This is a genomic window from Mesorhizobium sp. WSM4307, assembly GCF_007003945.1.
Classification (GTDB): domain Bacteria; phylum Pseudomonadota; class Alphaproteobacteria; order Rhizobiales; family Rhizobiaceae; genus Mesorhizobium.
In genome coordinates this window covers 190,410-214,796 of sequence record NZ_VFTB01000011.1, presented here as the reverse complement: position 1 = coordinate 214,796, position 24,387 = coordinate 190,410, and the positions used below count along the sequence as shown (strand labels likewise).

Sequence of the window (24,387 nt, the reverse complement as noted above, 5' to 3'; positions counted from 1 at the left end):
GCTCAGATGCTCCGGCGCGCGCGGATGATGTGGCCGCCGGAATTGTTCGTCATTTCCTTCGGGGCCTCGGAAAAACGGGCGGCGATATCGCCGCTCTCGATATCTTCAATCTCGTCGAAGCCGAGCTCCCCCATGGATTTCGCCAGCTCGGCCGGCACGAAGAAGCTGATCCATGGCTCCCCGACAGACGCGACGCGGGCCGCATGGAAGGCCAGCGCCGCCTGTCCCGCCGCGCTGCGGTTCGCAGCCGGTTCGCTGTAGTCGAACACGACCTCCGAGCCGGGGACACTCGCTATCCAGGACAAGGTTTTGAAGATCGCTTCCTTCGTCAGGTAGGGAACGACCCCCAGCCAGATGAAGAAGCTCGGCGCGGTCGACTGCAAGCCGGCCGCGGCCAGTTCCGCAGACAGGCTTTGCCGCTCGAAATCGACCGGCACGAATCTGGTGGCGGCTGGCTCGGCGAGACCGTTGTCGGCAATGCATTTGCGTTTCCAGGCTTGCGTGGCCGGGTGATCGACTTCGAACACGCTGAGGTCCCGATACGGATTGCGCAGCGAAAACGTATCGAGGCCAGCGCCAAGCACGACGAGTTGCCGGACACCGCGACGCACCGCCGCCGCCAGCCAGTCCTCGGCGAAGCGTGCGCGCGCTGCCACGAACAGGCGCATGCGCCGGCGGCGCTCGTCTTCCTGTTCAAGCTCGCGCGCCGCGGGAGCGGCTTCACCCAGAATCGCGATCGCGTAGGGATCGCGAAACAACCCTGCCTGCGGTGAAAATTGATGCAGAGCCCTCATGCGGGCGACGCCAAGGGCGGTTCGGCTGGGTGTTGCGTTTTCCATATCGGCAATTCCAGACGATTGCGGGGATGTTCGCAAGCCTGGGCGGAGGGCTGCGACATCACTGCCGACATTTCCTGACGGCCGGCCAGTCAGCACTCTTTACCTGGCCCGGCACTGCCTCTAAAACCCGCGCGCTGCCGTTTGTCCATGTGATTGGCGCATCCGGCTTTATCTTGTGTATGTCGTAACCCCAGGACCATCATACATTTTTGGGTGACATGCATTTCAACCACCCGCGCTCGTTTGCGGGACTGGATAGGAGAACCATATGCTGAATTCCGTTTCCCTGACATTTCCCGATGGCTCCGTCCGCGACTACGACGCGGCGATGACCGGTGCCGGCCTTGCCGAATCGATCTCGAAGTCGCTGGCCAAGAAGGCCGTCGCCTACGCTATTGACGGCACCGTGCGTGACCTCAGCGACCCGCTCGGCAAGTCCGGCAAGGTCGAGATCATCACCCGCGACGATGCGCGCGCTCTCGAGCTTATCCGCCACGACACAGCGCACGTGCTGGCGGAGGCCGTGCAGGAATTGTGGCCGGGAACGCAGGTGACCATCGGTCCGGTGATCGAGAACGGATTCTATTACGACTTCGCCCGCAACGAGCCGTTCACACCGGACGACTTTCCGGTGATCGAGAAGAAGATGCGCGAGATCATCGCGCGCAACAAGCCGTTCACCAAGGAAGTCTGGTCGCGCGACAAGGCGAAAAAGGTCTTCGCCGACAAGGGCGAGCGCTACAAGCTGGAATTGATCGACGCCATTGCCGAGGATCAGGACCTCAAGATCTATGCCCAGGGCGACTGGTTCGATCTCTGCCGTGGCCCGCACATGGCCTCGACCGGCCAGATCGGCAACGCCTTCAAGCTGATGAAGGTGGCCGGTGCCTATTGGCGCGGCGATTCGAACAACCCGATGCTGACGCGCATCTACGGCACGGCCTGGGCCGACCAGGCGCAGCTCGAAGCCTACCAGACGATGCTGGAGGAGGCCGAGAAGCGCGACCACCGCAAGCTCGGGCGGGAGATGGACCTCTTCCATTTCCAGGAAGAGGGGCCGGGCGTTGTCTTCTGGCACGCCAAGGGCTGGAAGATGTTCCAGAACCTGGTCAATTACATGCGACGCCGCCTCGACGAGCAGGGCTATCAGGAGGTCAACGCGCCGCAGGTGCTCGACAAGAGCCTGTGGGAAACGTCGGGCCATTGGGGCTGGTATCGCGACGCCATGTTCAAGGTGACGGTTGCCGGCGACGATACCGACGACGACCGCGTCTTCGCGCTAAAGCCGATGAACTGCCCTGGCCACGTGCAGATTTTCAAGCATGGGTTGAAGTCTTATCGCGATCTGCCCGTAAAACTTGCGGAATTCGGCAATGTGCATCGCTACGAACCGTCGGGCGCGCTGCATGGGCTCATGCGTGTGCGCGGCTTCACGCAGGATGATGCGCATATCTTCTGCACCGAGGAGCAGCTGGCGTCGGAATGCCTGCGCATCAACGATTTGATCCTGTCGACCTATGCTGATTTCGGTTTCGACGAAATCAGCGTTAAGCTGTCGACGCGGCCGGACAAGCGCGTCGGCACCGACGAGGCCTGGGATCATGCCGAGGCGATCATGGGCAGCGTGCTGGAGACGATCAGGACGCGGTCCGGCAACCGGATCAAGACCTCGATCAATCCGGGCGAGGGCGCCTTCTATGGGCCGAAGTTCGAATATGTGTTGAAGGACGCCATCGGCCGCGAATGGCAATGCGGCACCACGCAGGTCGATTTCAACCTGCCGGAACGCTTTGGCGCCTTCTATATCGGCTCGGATTCGGAGAAGAAGCAGCCGGTCATGGTGCACCGCGCCATCTGCGGTTCGATGGAGCGCTTCCTCGGCATCCTGATCGAGAATTATTCCGGCCATTTCCCGCTGTGGTTCGCGCCGCTACAGGTGGTGGTGGCAACGATCACATCGGAGGCGGACAGCTACGCGACCGAGGTGGTGGCAAAGCTGAAGGCCGCCGGTCTGCTGGCGGAAGCCGATCTGCGCAACGAGAAGATCAACTACAAGGTCCGCGAACACTCGCTGGCCAAGGTGCCGGTCATCCTCGTGTGCGGCAAACGCGAGGCGGAGGAACAGACGGTCAACATCCGCCGGCTCGGCTCGCGCGACCAGGAATCGCTTGGCCTTGCCGAGGCGATCGCGCAACTGACCGAAGAGGCCGTTACGCCGGACCGCAGGCGCAAACGCGCGGCCTGATCCGTTAGTTCCCAGGAATGGCGGTGGAGCGATCCACCGCCATTTTCATATCCCTGTCACGCCAACCTTGTAACGAGCCCTCATGCTCAAGCTGAAGACGCGCGAAAAACCGTTTCCCGAGCTTTCCTATGCCAATCCGCGACAGCCGGCGCTGACGCGCTGGGTCATCCATTCCATTGAAGGCCTGTCGGGGCGCGACCGCTATGCCGCGCTCTATGATTTCTGGCGCCGCCAGGTGGTGCCATCAGGCGAGCGCGTGTTCAGCCGCATGCTCGACCTGATCGACGTGCGGATCCGCACCGCCGACCAATGGCCGCCCGCACCATTGCCGGACACACCGCTGGTGATCGTGGCCAACCATCCGTTCGGCATTGGCGACGGCATTGCCGTGCTGTCGCTGGCGGAGCAGTTGGGGCGGCCGTTCCGGGTGATGATCCACAAGGATCTGCTCAAGATCCGCGAGATGGAGCCCTATTCGCTGCCGATCGACTTTTCCGAGACCAAGGAAGCGCTGAAGAACAACATGGCCGTGCGCCACGAGGCGGTACGGCTGCTGAAGGAGGGTGTCACCATCGTGGTGTTCCCCGCCGGTGGCGTCGCCACCGCGCCGAAAGGCTTTGGCCGGGCGCGCGACCTGCCATGGAAGATGTTTCCGGCGCGTCTGGTGCAGGATGCCAAGGCGTCCGTCATTCCGATGCATTTCTCCGGACAGAATGGCAGGCTGTTCCATCTGGTCAGCGGGCCGATGAACATGGCCGAGCGCGATGGCCGCGTGGCCAAATTCGTCGGCAAGGCTTCGCTGACGCTGCGCCTTTCGATGCTCATCCACGAATTCGCGCGGCTGTCCGGCAAGGCGATCGACGTGCGCGTCGGCGACGTTCTGAGCTGGAGCGAACTGGAGCCGCTGCGCGACCGCAAGGCATTGCTCGACCGGCTTTACCGCGGTGTGTTCGACCTGGCACCGCAGGTGCCGCGCCGCCGGATTCCCTTCCTGCCCGCGCGGACCAAGCTGGCCGCCTGAAAGCTAGAGAATTCGCAGCGGAGGCTAGTCCGCGCCTTCTTCGGGGTCCATGGCCGCCGCTTCGGTCGCCAGAACCTCGATTTCCTGGTTCTGCCCGGCCACGACCGTGAAATCCTTCTGATAGATGCGGTCGCGGTTCTTGGCGATGATGGTGTAGTCGCCCTCGGCAAGCACCATCGAGGCGAAGGCACCGACGGTCTCCTTGATCGGATCGCCGGATTCGTTCAGCAGCGACCATGACGTGTCGGCGATGGCCTCGCCACCGGCTTCGCGCACCAGCTTCATGGTGATCTCGGCGGCATGATGCTCGACAGTGGCTTCCGTCAGCTTGCCGGCCTCGACGCGAATGTCGGAGCGGATCACCGCATTGACCGCACCGTAGGTCGAGACGACATGGTAGATGCCGGCATTGAGCCGCACGACGCTGTTGGGTTCGACATCGGGAATGATCAGCGCGCGGTCGCCATTGGCCTCGGCGGTGCCCTCATAGATCGAGAAGCGCAGTTTTTTCGGGGGAATGCGCACGCCGCCGGACAGGACCGCGTCGAGCTTCAGGCCACCGGCGTCGAGCACCAGGCTTTCGCGCTTGGCTTCCTTGCCGACAGTGATGCGCTTGGTGGCGCCGGCGCGGCCATAGGAGGCATGGACCAGATAGCTGCCGGGTTCGAGCTGGAAGACGGCGCTGCCGCCATGCGCCGAGGCGACCATCGGCAATTTGCCGTTGACGGCTTCGGGCTTGAAGACACGCCAGACGAGGCCGCGGGTGATATCGGTGCCCTTGTCGGTCAGCTGCGCCGACAGAGTGATGGCGCCACCGCCGCCAAGCGCCAGCGGGGCTTCGCTCTTGGGCGTCGCGTAGCTCGAAATTCCGGGGAGTTTCAGGTCGCTGACGCCGTCCTTTTCCTGCCCAGCAGCCAGGGAGACCGGCAGCAGGAACAGCGCGGCGCAGAGCCAGACCAGGAAAAGACGCAGTCGCCCCTCAAACATGCCTTGCGTTGAAGCCCATGGCGGTGGCAATTTCAAGGCTTAAGAGTCCGATCGATAGACTCTTCAGCCGGCGCTTGCGCGCCTTTGCCCGAGCCGCCCGAATTCCCGATGGTGCGCTTCAGCTCAAAACAGAGTGTTCAGGAGACTTGCGCCCATGGCGTCGCCGATCATCGACTTCCTGCTGACCCGAAATTCAGCGCCGATTCCGGACCTCAAGGAGCCGGCGCCGAGCGACGCCGATATCGCAACGATGATCGCCGCCGCCACGCGCGTGCCTGACCATGGCCGGCTCGAGCCCTGGCGCTTCATCCTCTATCGCGGCGATGCCCGCATCGAGATCGGCAGGAAGCTAGCGACGCTTGCCGAACAGCGGGAAGGGCCGCTGCCCGAGGGCCGCCGCAACCAGGAACTGGCGCGCTTCTCCCGCGCGCCGCTGGTGATCGGCGTGGTGTCGGTGCCGAAAGAGAACCCCAAGATCCCGCAATGGGAGATGTTCCTGTCCGGCGGCATGGCGGCGATGAACCTTATGATCGCAGCCAATGCGCTGGGATATGGCACCAACATGATCAGCAACTGGTATTCCGACGTGGCGGAGGGCAGGGCGATCCTCGGACTGGCGCCGCAGGAGCGCGTCGTCGGTTTCATCCATATCGGCTCCTATGCCGGCCCGGCGCCGGAGCGGCCACGGCCCGATCCGGCAAAGCTCTATGCCGACTACTCAGGAGCCTGGGCAGGCTGAATGTTCTACGAGCCGCCCAAGGGACACGGGCTGCCGCACGATCCGTCGAAGGCGATCGTGGCGCCGCGGCCGATCGGCTGGATATCGACGCTGAACGGGGCAGGCGAGATCAACCTGGCGCCATACTCCTTCTTCAATGCTGTTTCGACGCGGCCCTTCATCGTCTGGTTCTCCTCGGAGGGCGAGAAGGACAGCGCCACCTTTGCCCAGGAGACCGGCGAGTTCGTCGCCAATCTGGTCAGCCGCGATCTCGCGGAGAAGATGAATTATACGTCCGTCAACGCGCCGCGCGGCGTCAACGAGTTCGTCTATGCCGATCTCGCCATGGCGCCTTCGCGTCTCGTGAAGCCACCGCGCGTGGCGGCCGCGCCTGCCGCGCTGGAATGCCGGGTGACGGAGGTGTTTCGCCCGAAGGCGCTGGATGGAACGCCGACGAGCGCCGTCGTTGTCGCCGGTGAGGTGGTCGGCGTGCACATTGACGACGCCTTCCTGAAAGATGGCCTGTTCGACATCATCAAGGCTGGCAATGTGGCTCGGCTCGGCTACATGGACTACGCCTGCGTCAATGAAGTCTTCTCGATGCGCCGGCCACGCTGGGGCAAGGAGTAGGTTTCTGGACCTGGCAAGTCACCGCGCCTTGTCGGCTTTCCGTCGGGCCGTCATGACGGCTCTGATATAGCCGGGTTCCCCGATCCGAATGCTGCCGTCGGGAAGGCCGAGGATGCGGTCGAGAGCGATTTCGTAGAGCCTGACGCGTTGTTCCAGGACTTTGATCGCGACCTCCATATCGGCGTCGCTACCGCCGGTGATCGCCTTGGCGACGACATCGTGCGTGGCCAAGCCGAACTGCATGACGATATCGGCGACACCCTCCGGATCGAAGGTCCTGAAGGTGCCGTCTTCGACACCTTGCCGGATGATCTTGACCAGCAGGGGCGAAAACGACGCGTTGGCCGCCAGGTTGATGCGGTGGAAAAGCACCAGATTCTCCGGCCGGAACATCGTTTCGAAAAGAGCCCAGGCCTCCGCCGCGGTCTCGATCTTGGCCTGCCGCGACTGGCTGAGCAGGCTGTTCAGCCGGCCAAGTGGGTCGAGGCCGGGATCGTCGAGTATACCCTGGACCCCAGCCAGTGCCTGCCGCGCGAAACGGTCAGCCAAGGCTTCCAGAAGAGCCTCCTTGGAGGGGAAGTAGTGATAGAAGGCGCCCTTCGAGATGCCGGCGGAGGCAATCACGTCGTTGAGGCTCGCTCTGTCGTAGCCCTGCGTCAGGAACAGGGCCTGGGCATGGTCCAGAATGTCTTCTCGCCTGATCTCTGGATGCTTGATGACACGGGGCATGACGAAACCTTCTGCACGCGACGGCCGTTCCCGTCCAGCACGGATATCAGATAGTCCGCTTGAATTACAGACCAGTGGTCGGTATGATAGACCATTGGTCTGTTTCAGCCAATGCGGGCGAGGGGCATAACGTGGAAGGTCGATCATGATCGCGAAATTGGTGTTTCAGACATTCATCTGGTTCGGCGTCATGGGCGCCTTGCTCTTCCTGTCGGCCGGAACGCTGCATTGGCCGGGGGCGTGGGTCTATCTGATGGTGATGGTGGGGCTCAGCCTCACCATGGGCGTGGCGCTGGCGCGGCGCGATCCGGGCCTGATGAACGAGCGGCTGAGCCCTCCCATCCAGAAGAATCAGACCGCGGCCGACAAGGTCCTGCTCTCCATACTTCTCATCGGCATCTTCGGCTGGCTGAGCTTCATGGGATTCGACTTCCGTTTCGGCTGGTCGGCGGTCCCCTTCTGGGCGCAGACGGTCGGCGCGCTGGTCCTGCTGGTCGGAATCTGGATCTGCTACCTGACCATGCTGGAGAACAGTTTCGCGGCACCCGTGGTGAAGATCCAGGCCGAACGTGGACAGCGCGTGATCACCACGGGACCCTACAGCTACGTTCGCCACCCGATGTATGCCGGCGCCATCCTCTTCTTCGCCGGCACCGCACTCCTGCTTGGCTCCTGGTGGGGGCTGGTATCCGTGCTCGTGTTCATCGTTCTCCTCGCCATGCGCACCTTCATCGAGGAGAAGACCCTGCGCACCGGCCTGCGCGGCTATGACGACTACGCAACCCGGGTCCGCTACCGCCTGATCCCGATGGTCTGGTAGCCGCCGCACCAGACCGGCGCGTCAGGTTCGCCTCACGGCGGCTTCCTTGGCAGTGACCGCGAAAAACGATTCCCCTTCCTCCGAACACACGCTAAGAGAGCGGCTTCGGCGATGCGTTGGGGTTGGCGCATCGACCTTGGGGATAGTGCGGGGGCACCACTGGCATGAAGAGACGAGACACGCTGGAAACCCGGCTGCGCTACGGCTTTGACAAGAGCATGGCCGCCGGCCCGATCGCGCTGATCGGCTGGCTTGCAGTCGTTTCCCTGCTGATCATCATCGCCGCCGCGGCTTTCCTTGCCGTGACCCGCATCGCGCCGGAGGGTGGCGAGCCGCTGAATTTCTTCGAGGCGTTCTGGGAATCGCTGATGCGCACGCTCGATTCCGGGACGATGGGCGGCGACACAGGCTGGGCCTTCCGCCTCGTCATGCTGGCCGTCACGCTTGCCGGCATCTTCGTCGTATCGGCCCTCATCGGCGTGCTCAGCGCCGGCGTCGACGGCAAGCTCGACGAATTGCGCAAGGGCCGTTCTCGGGTGCTGGAGGCCGATCACACCATCATCCTCAACTGGTCGCCGTCGATCTTCGACGTCATCTCCGAACTCGTCATTGCCAATGCCAGCCGTCGCCGTCCGCGCATCGTCGTCATGGCCAATATGGACAAGGTCGCGATGGAGGATGAGATCGCGGCCAAGGTCGGCAAACTGGGCAACACGCGCATCATCTGCCGCAGCGGCGATCCGACCGATCTCTATGATCTCGCCATCGTCAATCCGCAGACCTCGCGGTCGGTCATCGTGCTGTCGCCGGACGGTGACGATCCGGATTCGCAGGTCATCAAGACGGTGCTGGCGCTGGTCAACGACCCAAGCCGGCGCACCGACCCCTACAACATCGCCGCCGAGATCCGCGACGGCAAGAATGCCGAGGTCGCCCGCGTCGTCGGCGGGTCCGAGGTGCAGCTCGTGCTGGCCGATCAGCTGATCTCGCGCATCGTCGTGCATTCGAGCCGGCAGTCGGGCCTCAGCGGCGTCTATTCGGAGCTGCTCGATTTCGACGGCTGCGAGATCTACACGACCGCGCAGCCGGAACTCACCGGCAAGACGTTCGGCGAGGCGGTGATGGCCTATGAGCATTGCGCGCTGATCGGGCTTTGCGACCAAAGGGGGCGCGTCAATCTCAACCCGCCGTCGGATACGGTGATCGGCAAGGACATGCGCGCCATCATCATCGCCGAGGACGATGCCGCGATCAGGCTCGGCAGCACCGGGATCAAGATCAATGCGGCGGCGATCCGCGGCCCCCGGCCCGTCGAGGCGAAGCCGGAGCGCACGCTGATCCTCGGCTGGAACCGGCGCGGTCCGATCATCACCTATGAACTGTCGCGCTATGTCGCGCCTGGTTCGATCCTGACCATCGCCGCCGATACGCCTGGCCTCGAGCAGGAAGTTGCCGGACTGCCGGTCGCCGGCGACAATCTGGAGGTTTCCTGCCGCATCACCGACACGTCGAGCAGCACGGCACTTTCAAGCCTAGACGTGCCTTCCTACAACCACGTGCTGGTCCTCGGCTACAGCGAAACCATGGCCGCGCAGCCGGCCGACACGCGCACGCTGGTGACACTGCTGCATCTGCGCAAGATCGCCGATGATGCCGGCCTGCACATCTCCATCGTCAGCGAGATGATCGACGTGCGCAACCGCGAGCTTGCGGCGGTGACCAAGGCCGAAGATTTCGTCGTCAGCAACCGGCTGGTCAGCCTGATGCTGGCGCAGGCGTCCGAGAACCAATATCTCGCCGCGATCTTCGATGATCTGCTCGACGAGCAGGGCTCCGAAATCTACATGCGGCCGGTCGCCGACTATGTCGCCATCGACCAGCCCTTGACCTTCTGGACGATCGCGGAATCGGCGCGGCTGCGCGGCGAGATCGCGATAGGCTACCGGCGCATCCGCGCCGGAGTTGCCGACCAGCGGGCGCTGGGCGGCGTCACCGTCAATCCCCTGAGGTCGGAAGCGCTGGCCTATCTGCCGGAGGACCGGATCATCGTGCTGGCGCGGGACTGACGAGCAAAGGCTCGCCAGACTAAGCGGAGAGCCCGGCTGCCTTGGCGCGTGCCAGCAGCCGTTCGGCCAGCCGCAGATGCGGGCGGTCGAACATCTTGCCGTCAATGCCGACGACGCCGGGATTCCCGGCCGCCTCGAACGCCGCGACGATCGCCGCCGACTGCTTCACCGCCTCGGCCGAGGGCGTGAAGGCGGCGTTGATCACGGGCACCTGATCGGGGTGGATGGCCATCTTGCCGGTGAAGCCGTCGCGCTCGGCCTCCGCGCATTCCGCGGCGAAGGCCGCCATGTCGCGAAAATTCGGGAACACGGTGTCGATCGCCGCGACCTCCGCGGCTGCGGCCGCCAGGATGGTCGTCAGGCGAGCGTGGCGGAACACGTCGGTGTAGCGTCCGTGCTCGTCGCGGGCCGTGCGCGCCCCGACCGCCGCAGACAGGTCTTCCGCGCCCCAGGTGAGACCGGCGAGCCGCGCGCTTGCGCCGGCGTAGGTCGCGGCGGCGAGCACACCCGCCGGGGTTTCGGTTATGATCGGTACAATCTTGATGGCGCCGTCGGCCAAGCCGTTCTCGGCCTCGCGCACCCTGAGTTTTGCCGAGAGCTGCTGCACATCCTGGCCGCAGTTGGACTTCGGCAGCATGATGCCGTCCGGCTTCGCCGGTACGAGCGCGGCAAGATCGTCATCCGTCAATCCGGTCGACAGGTCGTTGACCCTGATATAGATGGCCGAGCTGGTTTGCCCCCTGCGTTCGGCGATAAAGCGTGCCGCAATGTCTCGCGCCGTCGCCTTGTTCTGCGGCGCCACGGAATCCTCGAGGTCGACGATCACGACGTCGGCGCCGGCGCCGAATCCTTTTTCCAGCTTTCGCTCGGAATCGCCGGGGACAAACAGCAGCGAGCGCATCAGGCGACCTTCTTCAGCATCATCGCTTGCCTGGTGCACTTGGCGACCAGGTCGCCATGCTGGTTGTAGGCGCGATGTTCGAATTCGACGATGCCGCGATCCGGCTTCGATTTCGATTCCCGCACCGAGATGACAGTGGTCTCGACGCGGATGGTGTCGCCGTGGAAAACCGGATGCGGAAAGGTGGTTTCCTTCATGCCGAGATTGGCGACCGTCGTGCCGACCGTGATGTCATTGACCGAAATGCCGATCATCAGGCCGAGCGTGAACAGCGAGTTGACCAGCGGCTTGCCCCATTCGCTTCTGGCGGCGAAATCGAAGTCGATATGCAGCGGCTGCGGGTTCAGCGTCATCACCGAAAACAGCATGTTGTCGCTCTCGGTCACGGTCTTGCGCAGCGTGTGCCGGAAGACATGGCCGACGACGAACTCTTCGAGGTATAAGCCGGCCATTTTTCAGTCTCCTGCGCTGATTGACGGTTGATAGGCGCTGCATCCGGCGGTCGCAAGCCAGTTAATGAACATGGTGAACCGTTCGTAAACCATTTCTGCCTACCGTCTTCAGCGGGGCCGGAAACCTTCCGGCAAGGGGCGTAAGCAGACGGGCATGGTTGTTGTTTCGCATTTCCTGAAATGGATCTACACGGCAAGAGTGTCCGAGCGCGCAGCCGCGGCCAATGCGCTGGCCCGGGCCTATGTCAATTCCGAATTGCCGTTCGAGGACCGCTGCGCCGCCGAGGCGGCGCTGACGCTGCTGCTCGACGATGCCTCGTCGAAAGTGCGGCTGGCGATGGCCGAAGCGCTCTCCATGAGCCACCACGCGCCGCTGCAGATCATCAGTGCGCTGGCGTCCGACCAGCCGGAAGTCGCCGGTGTGGTGCTGGCGCGCTCACCGCTGCTTACCGATGCCGATCTGATCAACCGCGTGGCGGCGAGCCAAAAGGCGACGCAGAAGCTCATCGCCGACCGGCCTGTCGTCTCGATGGCGCTGGCGGCGGCAATCGCCGAGATCGGCGAGTCGGAAGCCTGCGCGGTGCTGCTCGCCAATAGCGGCGCCGACATCGCGTCGCTGAGCTTCCGCCGCATGGCCGAACGCCATGGGCATCTGCCGCTGGTGCGCGAGGCGCTGATTTCGGACGCCCGTCTTCCGGCCGACTGCCGCCACATGCTGCTCATAAAGCTCGGCGAGACATTGAAGACTTCACCGCTGGTCATGGCATTGATGGGCGCCGCGCGGGCCGATCGCGTCCTGCGGGACGCCTGCGTCAAGGCCTCGGTGACGCTGATCGAGGGCACGCGCCAGGAAGAACATGCCGCGCTGATCGAGCATCTCAGGCTGCGTGGCGATCTCACCGCGAGCTTCCTCATCCGCACCATCGCGCATGGCAAGGTCGATTTCTTCGGCTCCACGCTGGTGGCACTCGGCCAGCAGTCCGAACCGCGGGTGAGGGCGCTGCTGGCTGGCGGCCACGATGTGGCCTTGCAGGCATTGTTCCGCGGCGCAGGCCTGGCTGCGGCAACGCATACGATCATCCTGCGTGCGCTGAAAATCTGGCGCGAGGTCGCCAATGGCAAGCGCGTCGCCGGCGTGCAGGAAGTCAGCTGGCTGATGCTCAAGGAGTTGGGCGGGCAATCCGCGGAAGGCGATCTCGCCGCCCTGGTCAAGTCGATCCATCTCGACGCGCTGCGCGAAAACGCACGCGGCCATGCGTTGGCGATAGCGGCGGCTTAGCCTCGGTCTTTCGCGAAGAAATCCGGAAAATCCTCCATCGCTGCGGCAATGATGCGCAGGGATGCCGCGATCTGCAGCATGTCGCCGGTGGCGTTGCGCTGGGCGATGCTCGCCGCATACTGCCGGGCGACAGCGACCGTCGCTGTCTGCGGATCACCCGGAGCGCGGAACAGCAGCTCGCGCGCCAGCCCTCTCAGGAAATTGGCGATCGAAAGTGCGGTTTCGGACGGGATGGCATGGTTTTGGTTTGTGCCGCGCAGCCTCAGGATCTCCAGGCCGACCGTCACGGCAGCAACGCCGCCGCCCAACACCGCCTCGCCCTTCCTGCCGGAGTTCTGCACCAGCGGCATCAGCTGGTTGACGCGGTCATAGGCGAGGCTTTCGAAGGCTGAACGCCTCGGCACGCGCTCGTGCAGGCAAAGCCGTGCCAAATCCTCGCGCATGGCCCGCACGATGCGGTTTGCCGCGAGCCACGGATCGGCGGGCAGCACGGCAATGAAGACGCCGATGGCCAGCAGGATGCCAACCAGCACGGACGCCGAGCCGGCGAAGAACGGGCCAGGATCGTAGGTCATCGCCTGATGCGGACTGAGGAAAGCGAGGAAGTTGATGGCGAAGGCCGTGGCCACGCCGACATAGCGCGGATTGGCCATGCCCAGCGCCGTCGGCACCAGGATCGGCACGACAAACAGGACGAACCAGCCGAAGCCGGGCAGGGCGGGCAACGCTATCTGGCCTATGAGAAAGGCAAAGGGCAGGGCAAGCAGCGTTCCCTTGAAGAAGCCCCAGGACACCTGCACCGGATCGGGGCGAGCGGCGAAAAGGCTGGATACGACGGCAACGAGAATGACCGTACCCGCTGCCTCGGACCATTTCGTCGTCAGCCAGAAGGCCGCGACCAGCAAGGTGGCAAGGGCAGCGCGCACGGCATTGCGCGATGCGCCGGGGTAGTCGCGGTGCACCACCAGCGCAGGCTGCCTGCTGGCGCGGCCGGTACGTGTGACCGGCGCGCGCAAGGCATCGAGCCCGCGCAGCACCTGCTTGAGCGCCTCGGCAAAATCGGCGGCGATGGTGAGGCGCGTGATGGTGCCGACCCTGTCGTCGCCCTGGTCGACCGAGGCATCGGGCAGTTGCCGGGCCTTGGCCGAGATCGCGTCGAGCCGTTCCACCCAGGGTGCCGTATCGTCCAGTGCGCCGGGCTTTGCCGCCAGATCGCCGACAAGGGCCTGCAATTCCGAACGCACCGGGATGAGGGCGGCGTTTTTCGGCGCGGCGTGAGAATGCAGCGCAAGTGCCGCCGACAGGGCCGAGAGCAATTGTCCGATGGTGCGCCGAACCGGGTGGGCACGCGGCGCGAAGCTCGGCGCTTCCAGCCTGGCATAGGCGCGCATTTCGCCAAGTGTCTGGGTGTCCGCGACGAGTTTGCGATGGAGTGCGGAAAGTGTCGCTGTATCACCTCCCGAGAAGGCCCCTGCGGCATAGGTGGCAAGGTCAAGAATGCAGCGCTTCAGCCGCGATATGATGGCATCGCTGGCCAGTTTCGGCAGGATCAGCCTGCTGGTCACGCCGGCGCAGACGATGCCAAGCACGATTTCCGCGCAACGGGCGACAGCGAGATCGACGACCAGATGCGGCTGTCCGAAGGCAGGCAGGCCGATGATCATCGCCGTGTAGCCGGCAAGAGCCGCACCATAGGCTTCGGGATTGCGCAGCAAGGAGGAAACGAAGGTGCAGATGCCGATCCAGACGGCGAGCACCGTCACCAGAACCCATGGGTTGGTGCCGAAGACAGTGGTGATGCCGATCGCCGCCAGCCCGCCGGCCAGCGTGCCGAGCAACCGGTAGAAGCCCTTCGCCAGCACCATGCCCGCGACCGGCTGGGCGACGATGAACACCGTCATCATCGCCCATTGTGGGTGGTCGAGCTTGAGGGCATAGGCGGCGAGCAGCGCGATCAGGCCGGCCGAAACGGTGCGCAAGGCGAAAATCCAGTCCGATCGCGTCGGCTGCGTCAACCCGGCCAGGCTCGTCTCGAAATAGGCCTTCAGCCGCGCCCAGGTCACATGCCGGTCTCCTTATCGGAAGCGCAAGCTAAACTGGCCAGCGGCTAAATATCCAGCACTTCCGTCTCGGCGAATTCGGCACGTTCCTGGATAAAGCGGAAGCGCGCTTCCGGCTTGGTGCCCATCAGAGCGTCGACTGCGTCCTTCGTCGCTGCCTCGGCGTCGATCACATCGACCCGCAGAAGCGTGCGCTTCCTCGGATCCATTGTGGTCTCCTTGAGCTGCGAGGCCATCATCTCGCCCAGGCCCTTGAAGCGGCCAAGTTCGACCTTGCCGCGCCCGGTGAATTCGGTGCGCAGGAGCTCGTCCTTGTGTGCGTCGTCGCGGGCGTAGGCGACCTTGCCGCCTTGCCGGATCGAGTAAAGCGGCGGCACCGCCAGATAGAGATGGCCGCCACGCACCAGCGCGGGCATTTCCTGGTAGAAGAAGGTGATCAGCAGCGAAGCGATATGGGCGCCGTCGACGTCGGCGTCGGTCATGATGATGACGCGGTCGTAGCGCAAATCCTCGTCGCGGTACTTTGATCGCGTGCCGCAGCCGAGCGCCTGGATCAGGTCCGATATCTGCTGGTTGGCGGCCAGCTTGTCATTGCCGGCGCTGGCCACGTTGAGGATTTTTCCGCGCAATGGCAGTACTGCCTGGCTGGCGCGGTCGCGCGCCTGCTTGGCCGAGCCGCCGGCGGAATCACCTTCGACGATGAACAGTTCGGCACCGGCCGCCGCGTTCTGCGTGCAGTCGGCGAGCTTGCCCGGCAGGCGCAATTTGCGCACCGCACTCTTGCGCGACACTTCCTTTTCCTGGCGCCGGCGCACCCGCTCGTCGGCGCGCGCGATCACCCATTCCAGCAGTTTCGAGGCTTCCTGCGGATTGTCGGCCAGCCAATGGTCGAACGGATCGCGGATCGCGGTCTCGACAATTCGAATTGCCTCGATCGTCGCCAGCCTGTCCTTGGTTTGGCCGACGAATTCGGGTTCGCGGATGAACACGGACAGCATGCCGGCCGCCGAGATCATGACGTCTTCCGAGGTGACGATCGAGGCGCGCTTGTTGCCGACGAGATCGGCATAGGCCCGCAAGCCGCGCGTCAGCACGTTGCGGAAGCCGGCCTCATGGGTGCCGCCTTCGCCGGTCGGGATGGTGTTGCAGTAGGAATTGATGAAGCCGTCGCCGCCGAACCAGGTCACCGCCCATTCGAGCGAGCCATGGCCGCCTTGCTTTTCGCTTTTTCCCGCGAAAATTTCCCGCGTCACCTGGAAGTCGTCGCCGAGCGACGCCTTGAGATAGTCCTTCAGGCCGCCAGGGAAATGGAACTCCGCCTTGGCTGGCGTCTGGTCCTTTTCCTTGATCAGCGAGGGATCGCAGGTCCAGCGGATTTCGACACCGCCGAACAGATAGGCTTTCGACCGCGTCATGCGGTAGAGCCGCGCCGGTTCGAAGGCCGCGCCCTTGCCGAAGATCTGCTCGTCGGGATGGAAGCGGATTTTCGTTCCGCGCCGGTTGTGGACCTCGCCAAGCTGCTCCAGGCCGCTCACCGGAATGCCGCGCGAAAAGCGTTGGCGATAGAGCTGCCGGCCACGCGCGACCTCGACCTCGAGATGATCCGACAGCGCGTTGACCACGGAAACGCCGACGCCGTGCAGGCCGCCGGAGGTTTCATAGACCTTGGAGTCGAACTTGCCGCCTGAATGCAGCGTCGTCATGATGACTTCGAGCGCCGGCTTCTTGAATTTCGGATGCGGATCGACCGGGATGCCGCGGCCATTGTCGGTAACGGTCAGAAACCCGTCGGCCGAAAGCTCGACATCGATGAAGGTGGCATGGCCGGCAACCGCCTCATCCATCGAATTGTCGATGACCTCTGCGAACAGATGGTGCATCGCCTTGTCGTCGGTGCCGCCAATATACATGCCTGGCCGGCGGCGCACAGGCTCCAGGCCTTCCAGCACCTCGATGTCGGCGGCGCTATAGCCCTCGCTGCCATCCTTGGTCGCGGCCGGGCGCTTGGCTGCTGCCTGCACAAGCGGGTCGGCCGGGCGCGCCGGCGAGCGAACCGGCTGCGGCTGCTTGTCCATATTGCCGAAGAGATCGTTGTTGTCGTCCATGCCTGCCATAGGGTCCGGTGCTGCGAATCACCCGTCGATACTGCCACGCTTTTCAGCGCCAAGCGACGGAGGTTCCTGTTACGTTCGGGGATTTGACCCGTCTTATCCTAAAACCATTCGATAACCAAGCGGGCGGAAATAGGTCGAATGCCGCCTTTCAAAATTCCTGTTTCTTTAACAAACCCGCCTAGCGTGAGCCCCAACAAAACAAGAAACGACGGGCATCAGGGGTTTCGGCGTGAGGGGCAAGGCCATAACGATGATCGGCATCGCCGCCGTTTTCGGCGCGATCTCGATCTTTGCCGCGGATTTCTGGGTCAAGAGCCAGGCCAAGGCCGATGCCGAAGAGAAGACGGCGTCGATCGCCGCTCCCGCCCCGCCCAGGATCGAATTCAAGACCATCGTGGTGGCGAAAGCGCCGCTGCGCTACGGCCAGGAACTCGACCGCGCCAAGCTGATCGAGATCCCGTGGCCGCAGGATTCGCTGCCGCAAGGCGCCTTTGCCACCATCGACGGATTGCTCGGCGAGGGCAATCGCATCGTGCTGTCGCCGATCGAGGTCAACGAGCCGCTGCTGCTGACCAAGCTGTCGGGACCGAACGGTCGCGCGACGCTCTCCAACATGCTGACGCCCGGAATGCGGGCGGTGACCATCCGCACCGACGAGATCGCCGGTGTCGGCGGCTTCGTCACGCCGGGCGACCGCGTCGATGTGGTGCTGACGCGCGATGCCGGCGAAATCCAGGAAGTCGCCAAGAACGCGCAAGGCGCGGCCGGTTCAACCGTCACCTCCGAGATCGTCGTTGCCGACGCCAAGGTGCTGAGTGTCGGCCAGGGTGCCGACGAGCGCCAGACGACGCCGCAGATCACGAATTCCGTGACCATCGAAGTGACGACCGAAGGCGCGCAGAAAGTGGCGCTTGCCCGCACCGTCGGCACGCTGTCGCTGTCGCTGCGCTCCGCCAGCGAAGGCGGCGACGGCAAGAACGGCGTCACCACCATCTCGTCCTTTGGCGGATCGGTGGCGGCCAAGGCTCAGGCCGCGGCCGGCTCGCTGTTCGACGCAGTGACCAAGGAGCCGGAGAAGCCGAAATTCAAGACGGTCATCGTGACGCGCGGCACGAAGGCCGAGGAATATCAGGTTCCTGAGCGGGACCAGAATTAAAGGCCGGTGGGGACCGGACGGGACAGGGCAATGTTGATGCGTACCCTATATCGAATGATGGACCGATCGCGCTTTGCGCGCGCCTTGGCGATGGCTGCTGCGCTGGTTGCCGGCGGGATGCTCGCCTTGCCCGGCCTGGCCAAGGCGGACAATGACATCGTCTATGTCTCGGCGACCAAGAATGCGTCGATCAAGGTCGCCAAGGGCAAGCCCAAGACGATCGTGACGAGTGCCGCCTTCTACCAGATCGTCATCGGCGATCCTGAGATCGCCAACGTCAATCCGCTGACCGACAAATCCTTCTATGTGCTCGGCAACAATCTCGGCACAACCGGCATTGCGCTGTTCGACGAGAAGAAGCAACTCGTCGGCACCGTCGACATCGAAGTGACGCTCGACACGGATCAACTGGCCAGCACCATCCGCGCCAGCGTGCCGGACGCCAAGATCAAGGTCGGCTCGGCCAATGGCCGTGTCGTGCTATCGGGCGAGGCGGATGATGCGGTCGCCGCCGAAAAGGCGAACAAGATCGCAACGCGCTTTTCCGGCACCGAGGAAGTGATCAACTCGGTCAACATCTCGTCGTCGCAGCAGGTTCAGCTCAACGTACGCTTCGTCGAGATCAACCGCCAGGCGGGGCAGGATCTGGGTGCCAAATACGCTGCCAATTTCGCCTACGGTTTCGGCGGGCGCGATGTTTCGCTCGACCCAGGAACCGTGCCGACGGCCGGAACCGGTGAAATCATCGGCCGGCTGCTATCGAACGGCGTGTCGATCGACATCGCCATCAAGGCCCTGGAAGAGCGCGGCCTCGCCCGCCGGCTGGCCGAACCGAACCTGATCGCCCGCTCGGGCGAGACGGCGAGCTTCCTGGCCGGCGGCGAATTCCCGATCCCGGTCTCTGAAGACAACGGCAAGATCTCCGTCAGCTACAAGAAATACGGCGTCAGCTTGGACTTCACGCCGACCGTCCTCAAGGATGGGCTGGTCAGCCTCGACATCGCGCCGGAAGTCTCCTCGATCGATGCGTCGTCCTCCTACAACATCGGCACCATCTCGGTGCCGGGATTCATCGTGCGCCGCGCCAGGACCTCGGTCGATCTCAAGAACGGCCAGAGCTTCATGATCGCCGGACTGCTGCAGTCGCAAAACGACATCACCACGTCGCGCATTCCCGGCCTCGGAAAGATGCCGGTGCTCGGGGCGCTGTTCTCGTCGAAATCCTATCAGCGGCGCGAGACCGATCTGGTCATCATCGTCACGCCCTACCTGGTCAAGCCGGTCGATCCGTCGAAGAAAATGGTCGAGCCGACCGACGGCACGCGGCCGGCCAGCAATGTCGACTATTTCCTCAACAACACCGAGGAGGTGAAGGCGTCGGACACTGGCCGGGCGCTGGCGCTGGCCGATGGCAGCGCCGCACGGACCGCTCCCGCCACCACGGTCGGGCACTTCCTCGACCTGCCGAAGGACTGAAGCCATGCGTGTGGCCTTGAAATCGAGTGTCGCCTTGCTTCTTGCCGGCTTGGCCAGTGGCTGCACCAGCGACGATTACATACGCACCGAAGGGGTGACGCCGGGCTCCGGCGACGCCCAGGCCGCCAACACCGTCATGCAGATGGTCGATCCCTGGAAGTACGGCGTCCAGAACACAAGGCTTCTCGTGCCTGCCAAGCGCGGCGATGCCGTGCCGGTCACGCCGGATCAGGCCGCCGCTACGAAGGCTTCGCAACAGACCACGGGCAACTGACCCCAAAGGGCGATCGCGCTCACAGGCTGACAAAAATGGCAAACGGCATCAAGACCAAGAAGATCCTGCTCGTATCGACGGACAGGACCTTCGTGCAGGACACGCGGACCGCATTCGCCGCCTCCGAGATCATCCAGCTCTCGACAGTGGAAAAGAATGTCACCGAACTGCGCGGCGAGATCCAAGAAGCGGACTTCGGCGCCATCATCGTCGACATGGACGCGGCGAGACTGGAGGAGGTCGAGTCGCTGCAGCGCGTCATGCGCCGGCTGGAGGGCAAGGCGCCGGTGGTCGTGGTCACCCAGGAGTTCAACGCCGCCGCCGTGCGCATCCTAGTGCAGCTCAAGGTCGCGGACTTCCTGGTCAAGCCGATCACCACGGCCGATCTGGTGCGCTCGGTGGTGCGGGCCCTGCAAGGGCCGGGGCGTGAGGAAAACACCGAGTCGCAGATCTACACCTTCATGCCGGCCGCCGGCGGCGTCGGCACCACGACGCTGGCGCTGCAGACTGCGTTCCAGCTGCATCACTCGGTGACGCGCGGCGCCTCGACCTGCGTGGTCGACCTCAATTTCCAGCAGGGCGCCTGTGCCGAATATCTCGACCTCGAGCCGCGTTTCGACATCACCGAGATCGAAAACCAGCCCGAACGCCTCGACCGGCAATTGCTCGACGTGATGCTGTCCAAGCATGCCAGCGGGCTTTGCGTTTTGGCCGCACCGACGCATCCGGCGGAGATGCGCTCGTTCAAGACCGACGTCGTGGTGCGCATGCTGGACCTCGTCTCGGCCTATTTCGACAATGTCGTCATCGACATGCCGCGCACGTGGTTTCCCTGGACGGAGACCGTGCTGCTTGGATCCAACAAGCTCTATATCGTCGCCGAAATGACGGTGCCGTGCCTGCGCCACACGCAAAGGCTGATCCAGGCGGTCTATGAGACCGCCGGCAAGGAAGTGAAGCCGAATGTCATCGTCAACCGTTTCGAGCAGAAGATGTTCGACAACGGCATCAAGCAGGCGGATGTCCAGGAGATCCTTGGCGAGCATTTCGTCGGCGGCATCGCCAACAATTACCGGCTGGTGCGCGAGGCGGTCGACCGCGGCGTGCCGCTGCACGAGATCGATCCCAATGCCAATGTCGTCAACGATCTGAAGAAGATCATCCTGCCGGAGGAGGCGGTCGCGACCGGAGCCAAATCGAAGTCGCTGTTCGGTCTCGGCAAGGGCTTCTTGAAGAGGAAGGCCGGATGACCAGCCGTTTTTCCACCCTGCAGAACCGCGATGCGCGTCCGCAGCGCCCGGCGGAGTCGACGCCGGTCGCGCATCATGCGGTCGTCATCCCGACCAGCCGGAAGGCTTTGCCGGCAAAGCCGGATGTCGCGCCGGCAAAGAACGCCAACAAGGTGCTCGATGCACGCGTGCGCATTCATCGCATGCTGCTCGAGGAAATCAACCTGGTGGCGCTGGAGCGCTTGCCCAAGGAGGAGATGCGCCGTCAGGTGCATGATTTCGTTTCGGAAAAAACCCGCCAGGAGCGGATGGCGATCAACACCGCCGAACTCGAAGCGCTGGTCGACGATATCGTCGACGAGATGGTCGGCCTTGGTCCGCTCGAGCCCTTGCTCAAGGATCCCGACATCAATGACATCCTGATCAACGGCCACCAGAACTGCTTCATCGAAAAGAAGGGCAAGCTGCAGCAGGTCCATATCCCGTTCAAGGATGAGGCGCATCTGCTTAGAATTATTAACAAAATCGTCGCTGCGGTTGGCCGCCGCGTCGACGAATCGCAGCCGATGGTCGATGCCCGCATGCTGGACGGCTCGCGCTTCAACGCGGCCATCCGCCCGGTCGGCGTCGACGGGCCGCTGGTGTCGATCCGCAAATTCTCCAAGAACAAGCTCGGCCTGCACAAGCTCGTCGAATTCGGCGCCATCACCCAGAACATGGCCGAGGTGCTGGCGGCGGCCGTCCACGCCCGCAAGACGACGATCATTTCGGGCGGCACCGGCACCGGCAAGACGACGATGCTCAACGCGCTGTCGGCCTTCATTCCCGAAGACGAGCGGTTGATCACCATCGAGGATGCGGCCGAACTTCAGCTCCAGCAGCCGCATGTCGCGCGCATGGAGACGCGCCCCGCGAACATCGAGGGCCATGGTGAACTCAAGCAGCGCGATCTCGTCAAGAACGCGCTGCGCATGCGCCCCGACCGCGTCATCCTCGGCGAGTGCCGTGGCGAGGAGGCCTTCGACATGCTGCAGGCGATGAACACCGGCCATGAAGGGTCGATGGCGACGATCCACGCCAACACGCCGCGCGATGCCATTTCGCGCCTCGAGCAGATGCTGGGCATGACCGGCATGCCGATGACGGTGCAGTCGATCCGCAGCCAGATCGCCAGCGCCATCGACATCATCGTGCAGTTGACCCGGCTTTCCGACGGCAAGCGCAAGGTGACGAGCGTCGCCGAAGTGACCGGCATGGAAGGCGACGTCATCCAGATGCAGGAGATCTTCCGCTTCGTACGCACCGGCATGGATGCCGATGGCGGCATCCTCGGCTATTTCGAGGCGACCGGCATCCGGCCGCGCTTCCTTGAGGATCTGCGTGCCATGGGCATCGAGTTTCCCGGACGGTACTTCGAACCCGGCCGGCCGCAGGAGTAGCCAGGTGTTCGACGGGCTGAGCGCAATCTATGTCGTCTATGCCGGGGCTGCACTTACCGGCATCATGATCGCCGAGGCCTGCTATCTCCTCTATGCCGGACGCAGCGACAAACGCACCGCCATCAACCGGCGCATGAAGCTGCAGGAAAGCAAGATCAGCCAGGAGCAGGTGCTGATCCAGCTGCGCAAGGAGCGCGGCCTCGACGCCGGCACCTCGCTGTTCTCGCCGGACCGGTTCCGCGCGCTGCGCACACAGTCGGGCATGATCATGCCGCTGTCGAAATTCCTGATGATCACCTCGGGCATGGCGATGGCCGTGGCCCTGGTCGCCATCTGGCATGGCTTGCCGCTGCTGATGGGGCTTCTCCTGTTCGTCGTGCTGATGCCGCTGGTGCCGGTGATGGTGATGCGCTCCAAGCGCAAGCGTCGGCTCAAGCGCTTTGGCATGCAGCTGCCCGAGGCACTGGAGCTGATCACGCGCGGCCTCAAGGCCGGTCACCCCGTGCCGGTGGCCATCGCCATGGTGTCGCGCGAAATGCCCGATCCGATCGGTACCGAGTTCGGCGTCATCGCCGATGAGGTGACCTATGGTTCCGACCTGGTCTCGGCGTTGAATTCGCTGTTCGACAGGGTCGGTCATGAGGATCTGCCGCTGTTCATCACCGCCGTGTCCATCCAGTCCAGTTCGGGCGGCAACCTGCGCGAAATTCTTGACGGCCTGGCGCTGACGATCCGCGAGCGCGGCAAGCTTCGCCGCAAGGTGCGCGCCATCTCGACCGAAGGCCGCATGTCGGCCTACATCCTGACGGCGATACCGGCGCTGCTGTTTGCCGCGATCATGGCGCTGATGCCGGGCTTCTACCGTGATGTCTGGGACGAGCCGAAAACCTGGTACCTGATCGGCGGATCGGTGACCTGGCTGATGCTGGGCAATCTGATGATGTTCAAGATGTCGAATTTCAGGTTCTGACATGCAGGGCTTCATCGAATTCCTCGCCTCGCTCGCACCGACCTCCCTGATGCCGGTGGCGATCCTGCTTCTGGCCTTGGGCAGTGTCGCCGTCGCCTGGCCGATGGTGGCGGCGAAGGGCGACCGCAACGACGTCAAGCGCCGGCTCAAGGTCGACCATGGCGCCGTAGCCGCGAAGCCCGAGCCGCTGCAGAAGAAGAACGCCAATGTCGTGCGCGAAAAGGCGGTGAAGCGGGCGCAGGAATTCTACGCCAAGAGCGATCCGGAAAATGTCGCCCGGTTGCGCATGAAGCTGATCCAGGCCGGCTACATGGAGCCGCGCGCCGTCGGCACGTTCTTCATCATACGCTTCTCGGCGCTGGTCGGCGGCGCGATCGGCGCCTTTGTCCTCAACCAGTGGCTGGCCAGCGCCGAAGCGACGATGACCAGCCGCTGGGCTTTCGTCATCCTGTCGGGCGTGGCAGGCTATTTCCTGCCCGGCCTGGTGCTGACCCAGCAGGTGCGGGAGAAGATGCGCGAGTACCGCAACGGCTTTCCCGACTTCATGGATCTGATGATCGTCTGTTCGGATGCCGGCATGAGCATGGAAGCCGGTATTGAGCGCGTCTCGAAGGAACTCGCCAAGACCTATCCGGCGCTCAGCCAGAATTTGCAGCTTGTGTCGCTGGAACTGAGGGCAGGGCGCAGCCTCGACGATGCGCTGAAGGCGCTCGCCGACCGCCTCAGCCTGGACGAGGTTCGCTCCTTCGCCACGCTGCTGCAGCAGTCGAAGGAACTCGGCACCAGCCTGTCGGGCGCGCTGCGCGTCTTCTCCGACGAAATGCGCCACAAGCGCATGTCGCTGGCCGAGGAAAAGGCACATGCCTTGCCGGCCAAGATGTCGATACCGGTGACGGTGTGCATCCTGCCCGTTGTACTGATGATCGCTGTCATCCCGATCATCGTCAAGATGACGGGCAGCCACTAGGCGACATCGATGTTC

Annotated in this window: 21 protein-coding genes; 14 read left to right on the top strand and 7 right to left on the bottom strand. The window is 63.8% G+C overall.

Annotation, left to right across the window (positions count from 1 at the left end; genetic code table 11):
- Positions 1-2: 2 nt before the first annotated feature.
- A complete protein-coding gene (locus tag FJV83_RS26520; protein ID WP_142886327.1) occupies positions 3-839 on the bottom strand; it encodes a class I SAM-dependent methyltransferase in 837 nt (278 codons plus the stop codon).
- A gap of 268 nt (positions 840-1,107) precedes the next feature.
- Between FJV83_RS26520 and thrS the strand changes: the two genes are divergently transcribed.
- Together thrS and FJV83_RS26510 are read left to right on the top strand one after the other, a co-directional pair.
- Positions 1,108-3,084, top strand: a complete 1,977-nt coding sequence (thrS, locus tag FJV83_RS26515) for a threonine--tRNA ligase (protein WP_095790055.1) — start codon at positions 1,108-1,110, stop codon at positions 3,082-3,084.
- Positions 3,085-3,166: 82 nt separating this feature from the next.
- On the top strand, positions 3,167-4,105 hold the full coding sequence (locus FJV83_RS26510; protein ID WP_095772806.1) for a GNAT family N-acetyltransferase: 939 nt from the start codon (positions 3,167-3,169) through the stop codon (positions 4,103-4,105).
- 24 nt (positions 4,106-4,129) lie between these two features.
- Here the strand turns inward: FJV83_RS26510 and FJV83_RS26505 are convergent, their stop codons facing one another.
- Entirely contained in the window at positions 4,130-5,092 is a 963-nt protein-coding gene (locus tag FJV83_RS26505) for a hypothetical protein (protein WP_095772805.1), read from the bottom strand.
- Positions 5,093-5,246: 154 nt separating this feature from the next.
- Here FJV83_RS26505 and FJV83_RS26500 point away from each other — a divergent pair, with 154 nt between their 5' ends.
- Complete coding sequence (locus tag FJV83_RS26500; RefSeq protein WP_095772804.1) at positions 5,247-5,831, top strand: nitroreductase; 585 nt, start codon at positions 5,247-5,249, stop codon at positions 5,829-5,831.
- Complete coding sequence (locus FJV83_RS26495) at positions 5,832-6,440, top strand: flavin reductase family protein (protein ID WP_095791010.1); 609 nt, start codon at positions 5,832-5,834, stop codon at positions 6,438-6,440. It abuts the gene before it with no gap.
- An 18-nt stretch (positions 6,441-6,458) separates the two neighbouring features.
- On the opposite strand, the gene FJV83_RS26490 is transcribed toward FJV83_RS26495, so the two are convergent.
- Positions 6,459-7,169: a TetR/AcrR family transcriptional regulator gene (locus FJV83_RS26490; RefSeq protein WP_095791011.1), complete on the bottom strand. Its 711-nt coding sequence runs from the start codon at positions 7,167-7,169 to the stop codon at positions 6,459-6,461.
- A 145-nt stretch (positions 7,170-7,314) separates the two neighbouring features.
- Between FJV83_RS26490 and FJV83_RS26485 the strand changes: the two genes are divergently transcribed.
- Together FJV83_RS26485 and FJV83_RS26480 are read left to right on the top strand one after the other, a co-directional pair.
- Positions 7,315-7,989 (top strand): isoprenylcysteine carboxylmethyltransferase family protein, encoded by a 675-nt coding sequence (locus tag FJV83_RS26485; protein WP_142886282.1) that lies wholly within the window; start codon positions 7,315-7,317, stop codon positions 7,987-7,989.
- A gap of 164 nt (positions 7,990-8,153) precedes the next feature.
- Complete coding sequence (locus FJV83_RS26480; RefSeq protein WP_142886281.1) at positions 8,154-10,055, top strand: hypothetical protein; 1,902 nt, start codon at positions 8,154-8,156, stop codon at positions 10,053-10,055.
- A gap of 19 nt (positions 10,056-10,074) precedes the next feature.
- On the opposite strand, the gene FJV83_RS26475 is transcribed toward FJV83_RS26480, so the two are convergent.
- Together FJV83_RS26475 and FJV83_RS26470 are read right to left on the bottom strand one after the other, a co-directional pair.
- Positions 10,075-10,956 (bottom strand): CoA ester lyase, encoded by an 882-nt coding sequence (locus FJV83_RS26475; protein WP_095791013.1) that lies wholly within the window; start codon positions 10,954-10,956, stop codon positions 10,075-10,077.
- Positions 10,956-11,408, bottom strand: a complete 453-nt coding sequence (locus FJV83_RS26470) for a MaoC family dehydratase (RefSeq protein ID WP_095772798.1) — start codon at positions 11,406-11,408, stop codon at positions 10,956-10,958. Before FJV83_RS26470 ends, FJV83_RS26475 begins: the two co-directional genes overlap by 1 nt.
- 154 nt (positions 11,409-11,562) lie before the next feature.
- Between FJV83_RS26470 and FJV83_RS26465 the strand changes: the two genes are divergently transcribed.
- Positions 11,563-12,687, top strand: coding sequence for a DUF2336 domain-containing protein (locus tag FJV83_RS26465; RefSeq protein ID WP_095772797.1), 1,125 nt, complete (start codon positions 11,563-11,565; stop codon positions 12,685-12,687).
- Here FJV83_RS26465 and FJV83_RS26460 read toward each other — a convergent pair.
- Both FJV83_RS26460 and parE read right to left on the bottom strand, forming a co-directional pair.
- On the bottom strand, positions 12,684-14,750 hold the full coding sequence (locus FJV83_RS26460; RefSeq protein WP_142886280.1) for an FUSC family protein: 2,067 nt from the start codon (positions 14,748-14,750) through the stop codon (positions 12,684-12,686). The two genes, FJV83_RS26465 and FJV83_RS26460, sit on opposite strands and share 4 nt — an antisense overlap.
- A 44-nt stretch (positions 14,751-14,794) precedes the next feature.
- Positions 14,795-16,852, bottom strand: a complete 2,058-nt coding sequence (gene parE / locus FJV83_RS26455; RefSeq protein WP_064984353.1) for a DNA topoisomerase IV subunit B — start codon at positions 16,850-16,852, stop codon at positions 14,795-14,797.
- 238 nt (positions 16,853-17,090) lie between these two features.
- Here parE and cpaB point away from each other — a divergent pair, with 238 nt between their 5' ends.
- The 7 genes from cpaB to FJV83_RS26420 all read left to right on the top strand — a co-directional run bounded on the left by cpaB (position 17,091) and on the right by FJV83_RS26420 (position 24,372).
- Positions 17,091-18,017, top strand: a complete 927-nt coding sequence (cpaB, locus tag FJV83_RS26450; RefSeq protein ID WP_246691925.1) for a Flp pilus assembly protein CpaB — start codon at positions 17,091-17,093, stop codon at positions 18,015-18,017.
- A 90-nt stretch (positions 18,018-18,107) separates the two neighbouring features.
- On the top strand, positions 18,108-19,493 hold the full coding sequence (locus FJV83_RS26445) for a type II and III secretion system protein family protein (protein ID WP_245318128.1): 1,386 nt from the start codon (positions 18,108-18,110) through the stop codon (positions 19,491-19,493).
- Between the two features lie 4 nt (positions 19,494-19,497).
- Positions 19,498-19,767, top strand: a complete 270-nt coding sequence (locus FJV83_RS26440; RefSeq protein ID WP_142886279.1) for a hypothetical protein — start codon at positions 19,498-19,500, stop codon at positions 19,765-19,767.
- 35 nt (positions 19,768-19,802) lie between these two features.
- Complete coding sequence (locus tag FJV83_RS26435) at positions 19,803-21,017, top strand: response regulator/pilus assembly protein (protein WP_095772792.1); 1,215 nt, start codon at positions 19,803-19,805, stop codon at positions 21,015-21,017.
- Entirely contained in the window at positions 21,014-22,435 is a 1,422-nt protein-coding gene (locus FJV83_RS26430; protein WP_095772791.1) for a CpaF family protein, read from the top strand. Before FJV83_RS26435 ends, FJV83_RS26430 begins: the two co-directional genes overlap by 4 nt.
- A 4-nt stretch (positions 22,436-22,439) precedes the next feature.
- Positions 22,440-23,405, top strand: coding sequence for a type II secretion system F family protein (locus FJV83_RS26425; protein ID WP_142886278.1), 966 nt, complete (start codon positions 22,440-22,442; stop codon positions 23,403-23,405).
- Position 23,406: 1 nt separating this feature from the next.
- A complete protein-coding gene (locus FJV83_RS26420) occupies positions 23,407-24,372 on the top strand; it encodes a type II secretion system F family protein (RefSeq protein ID WP_095772789.1) in 966 nt (321 codons plus the stop codon).
- Positions 24,373-24,387 lie beyond the last annotated feature (15 nt).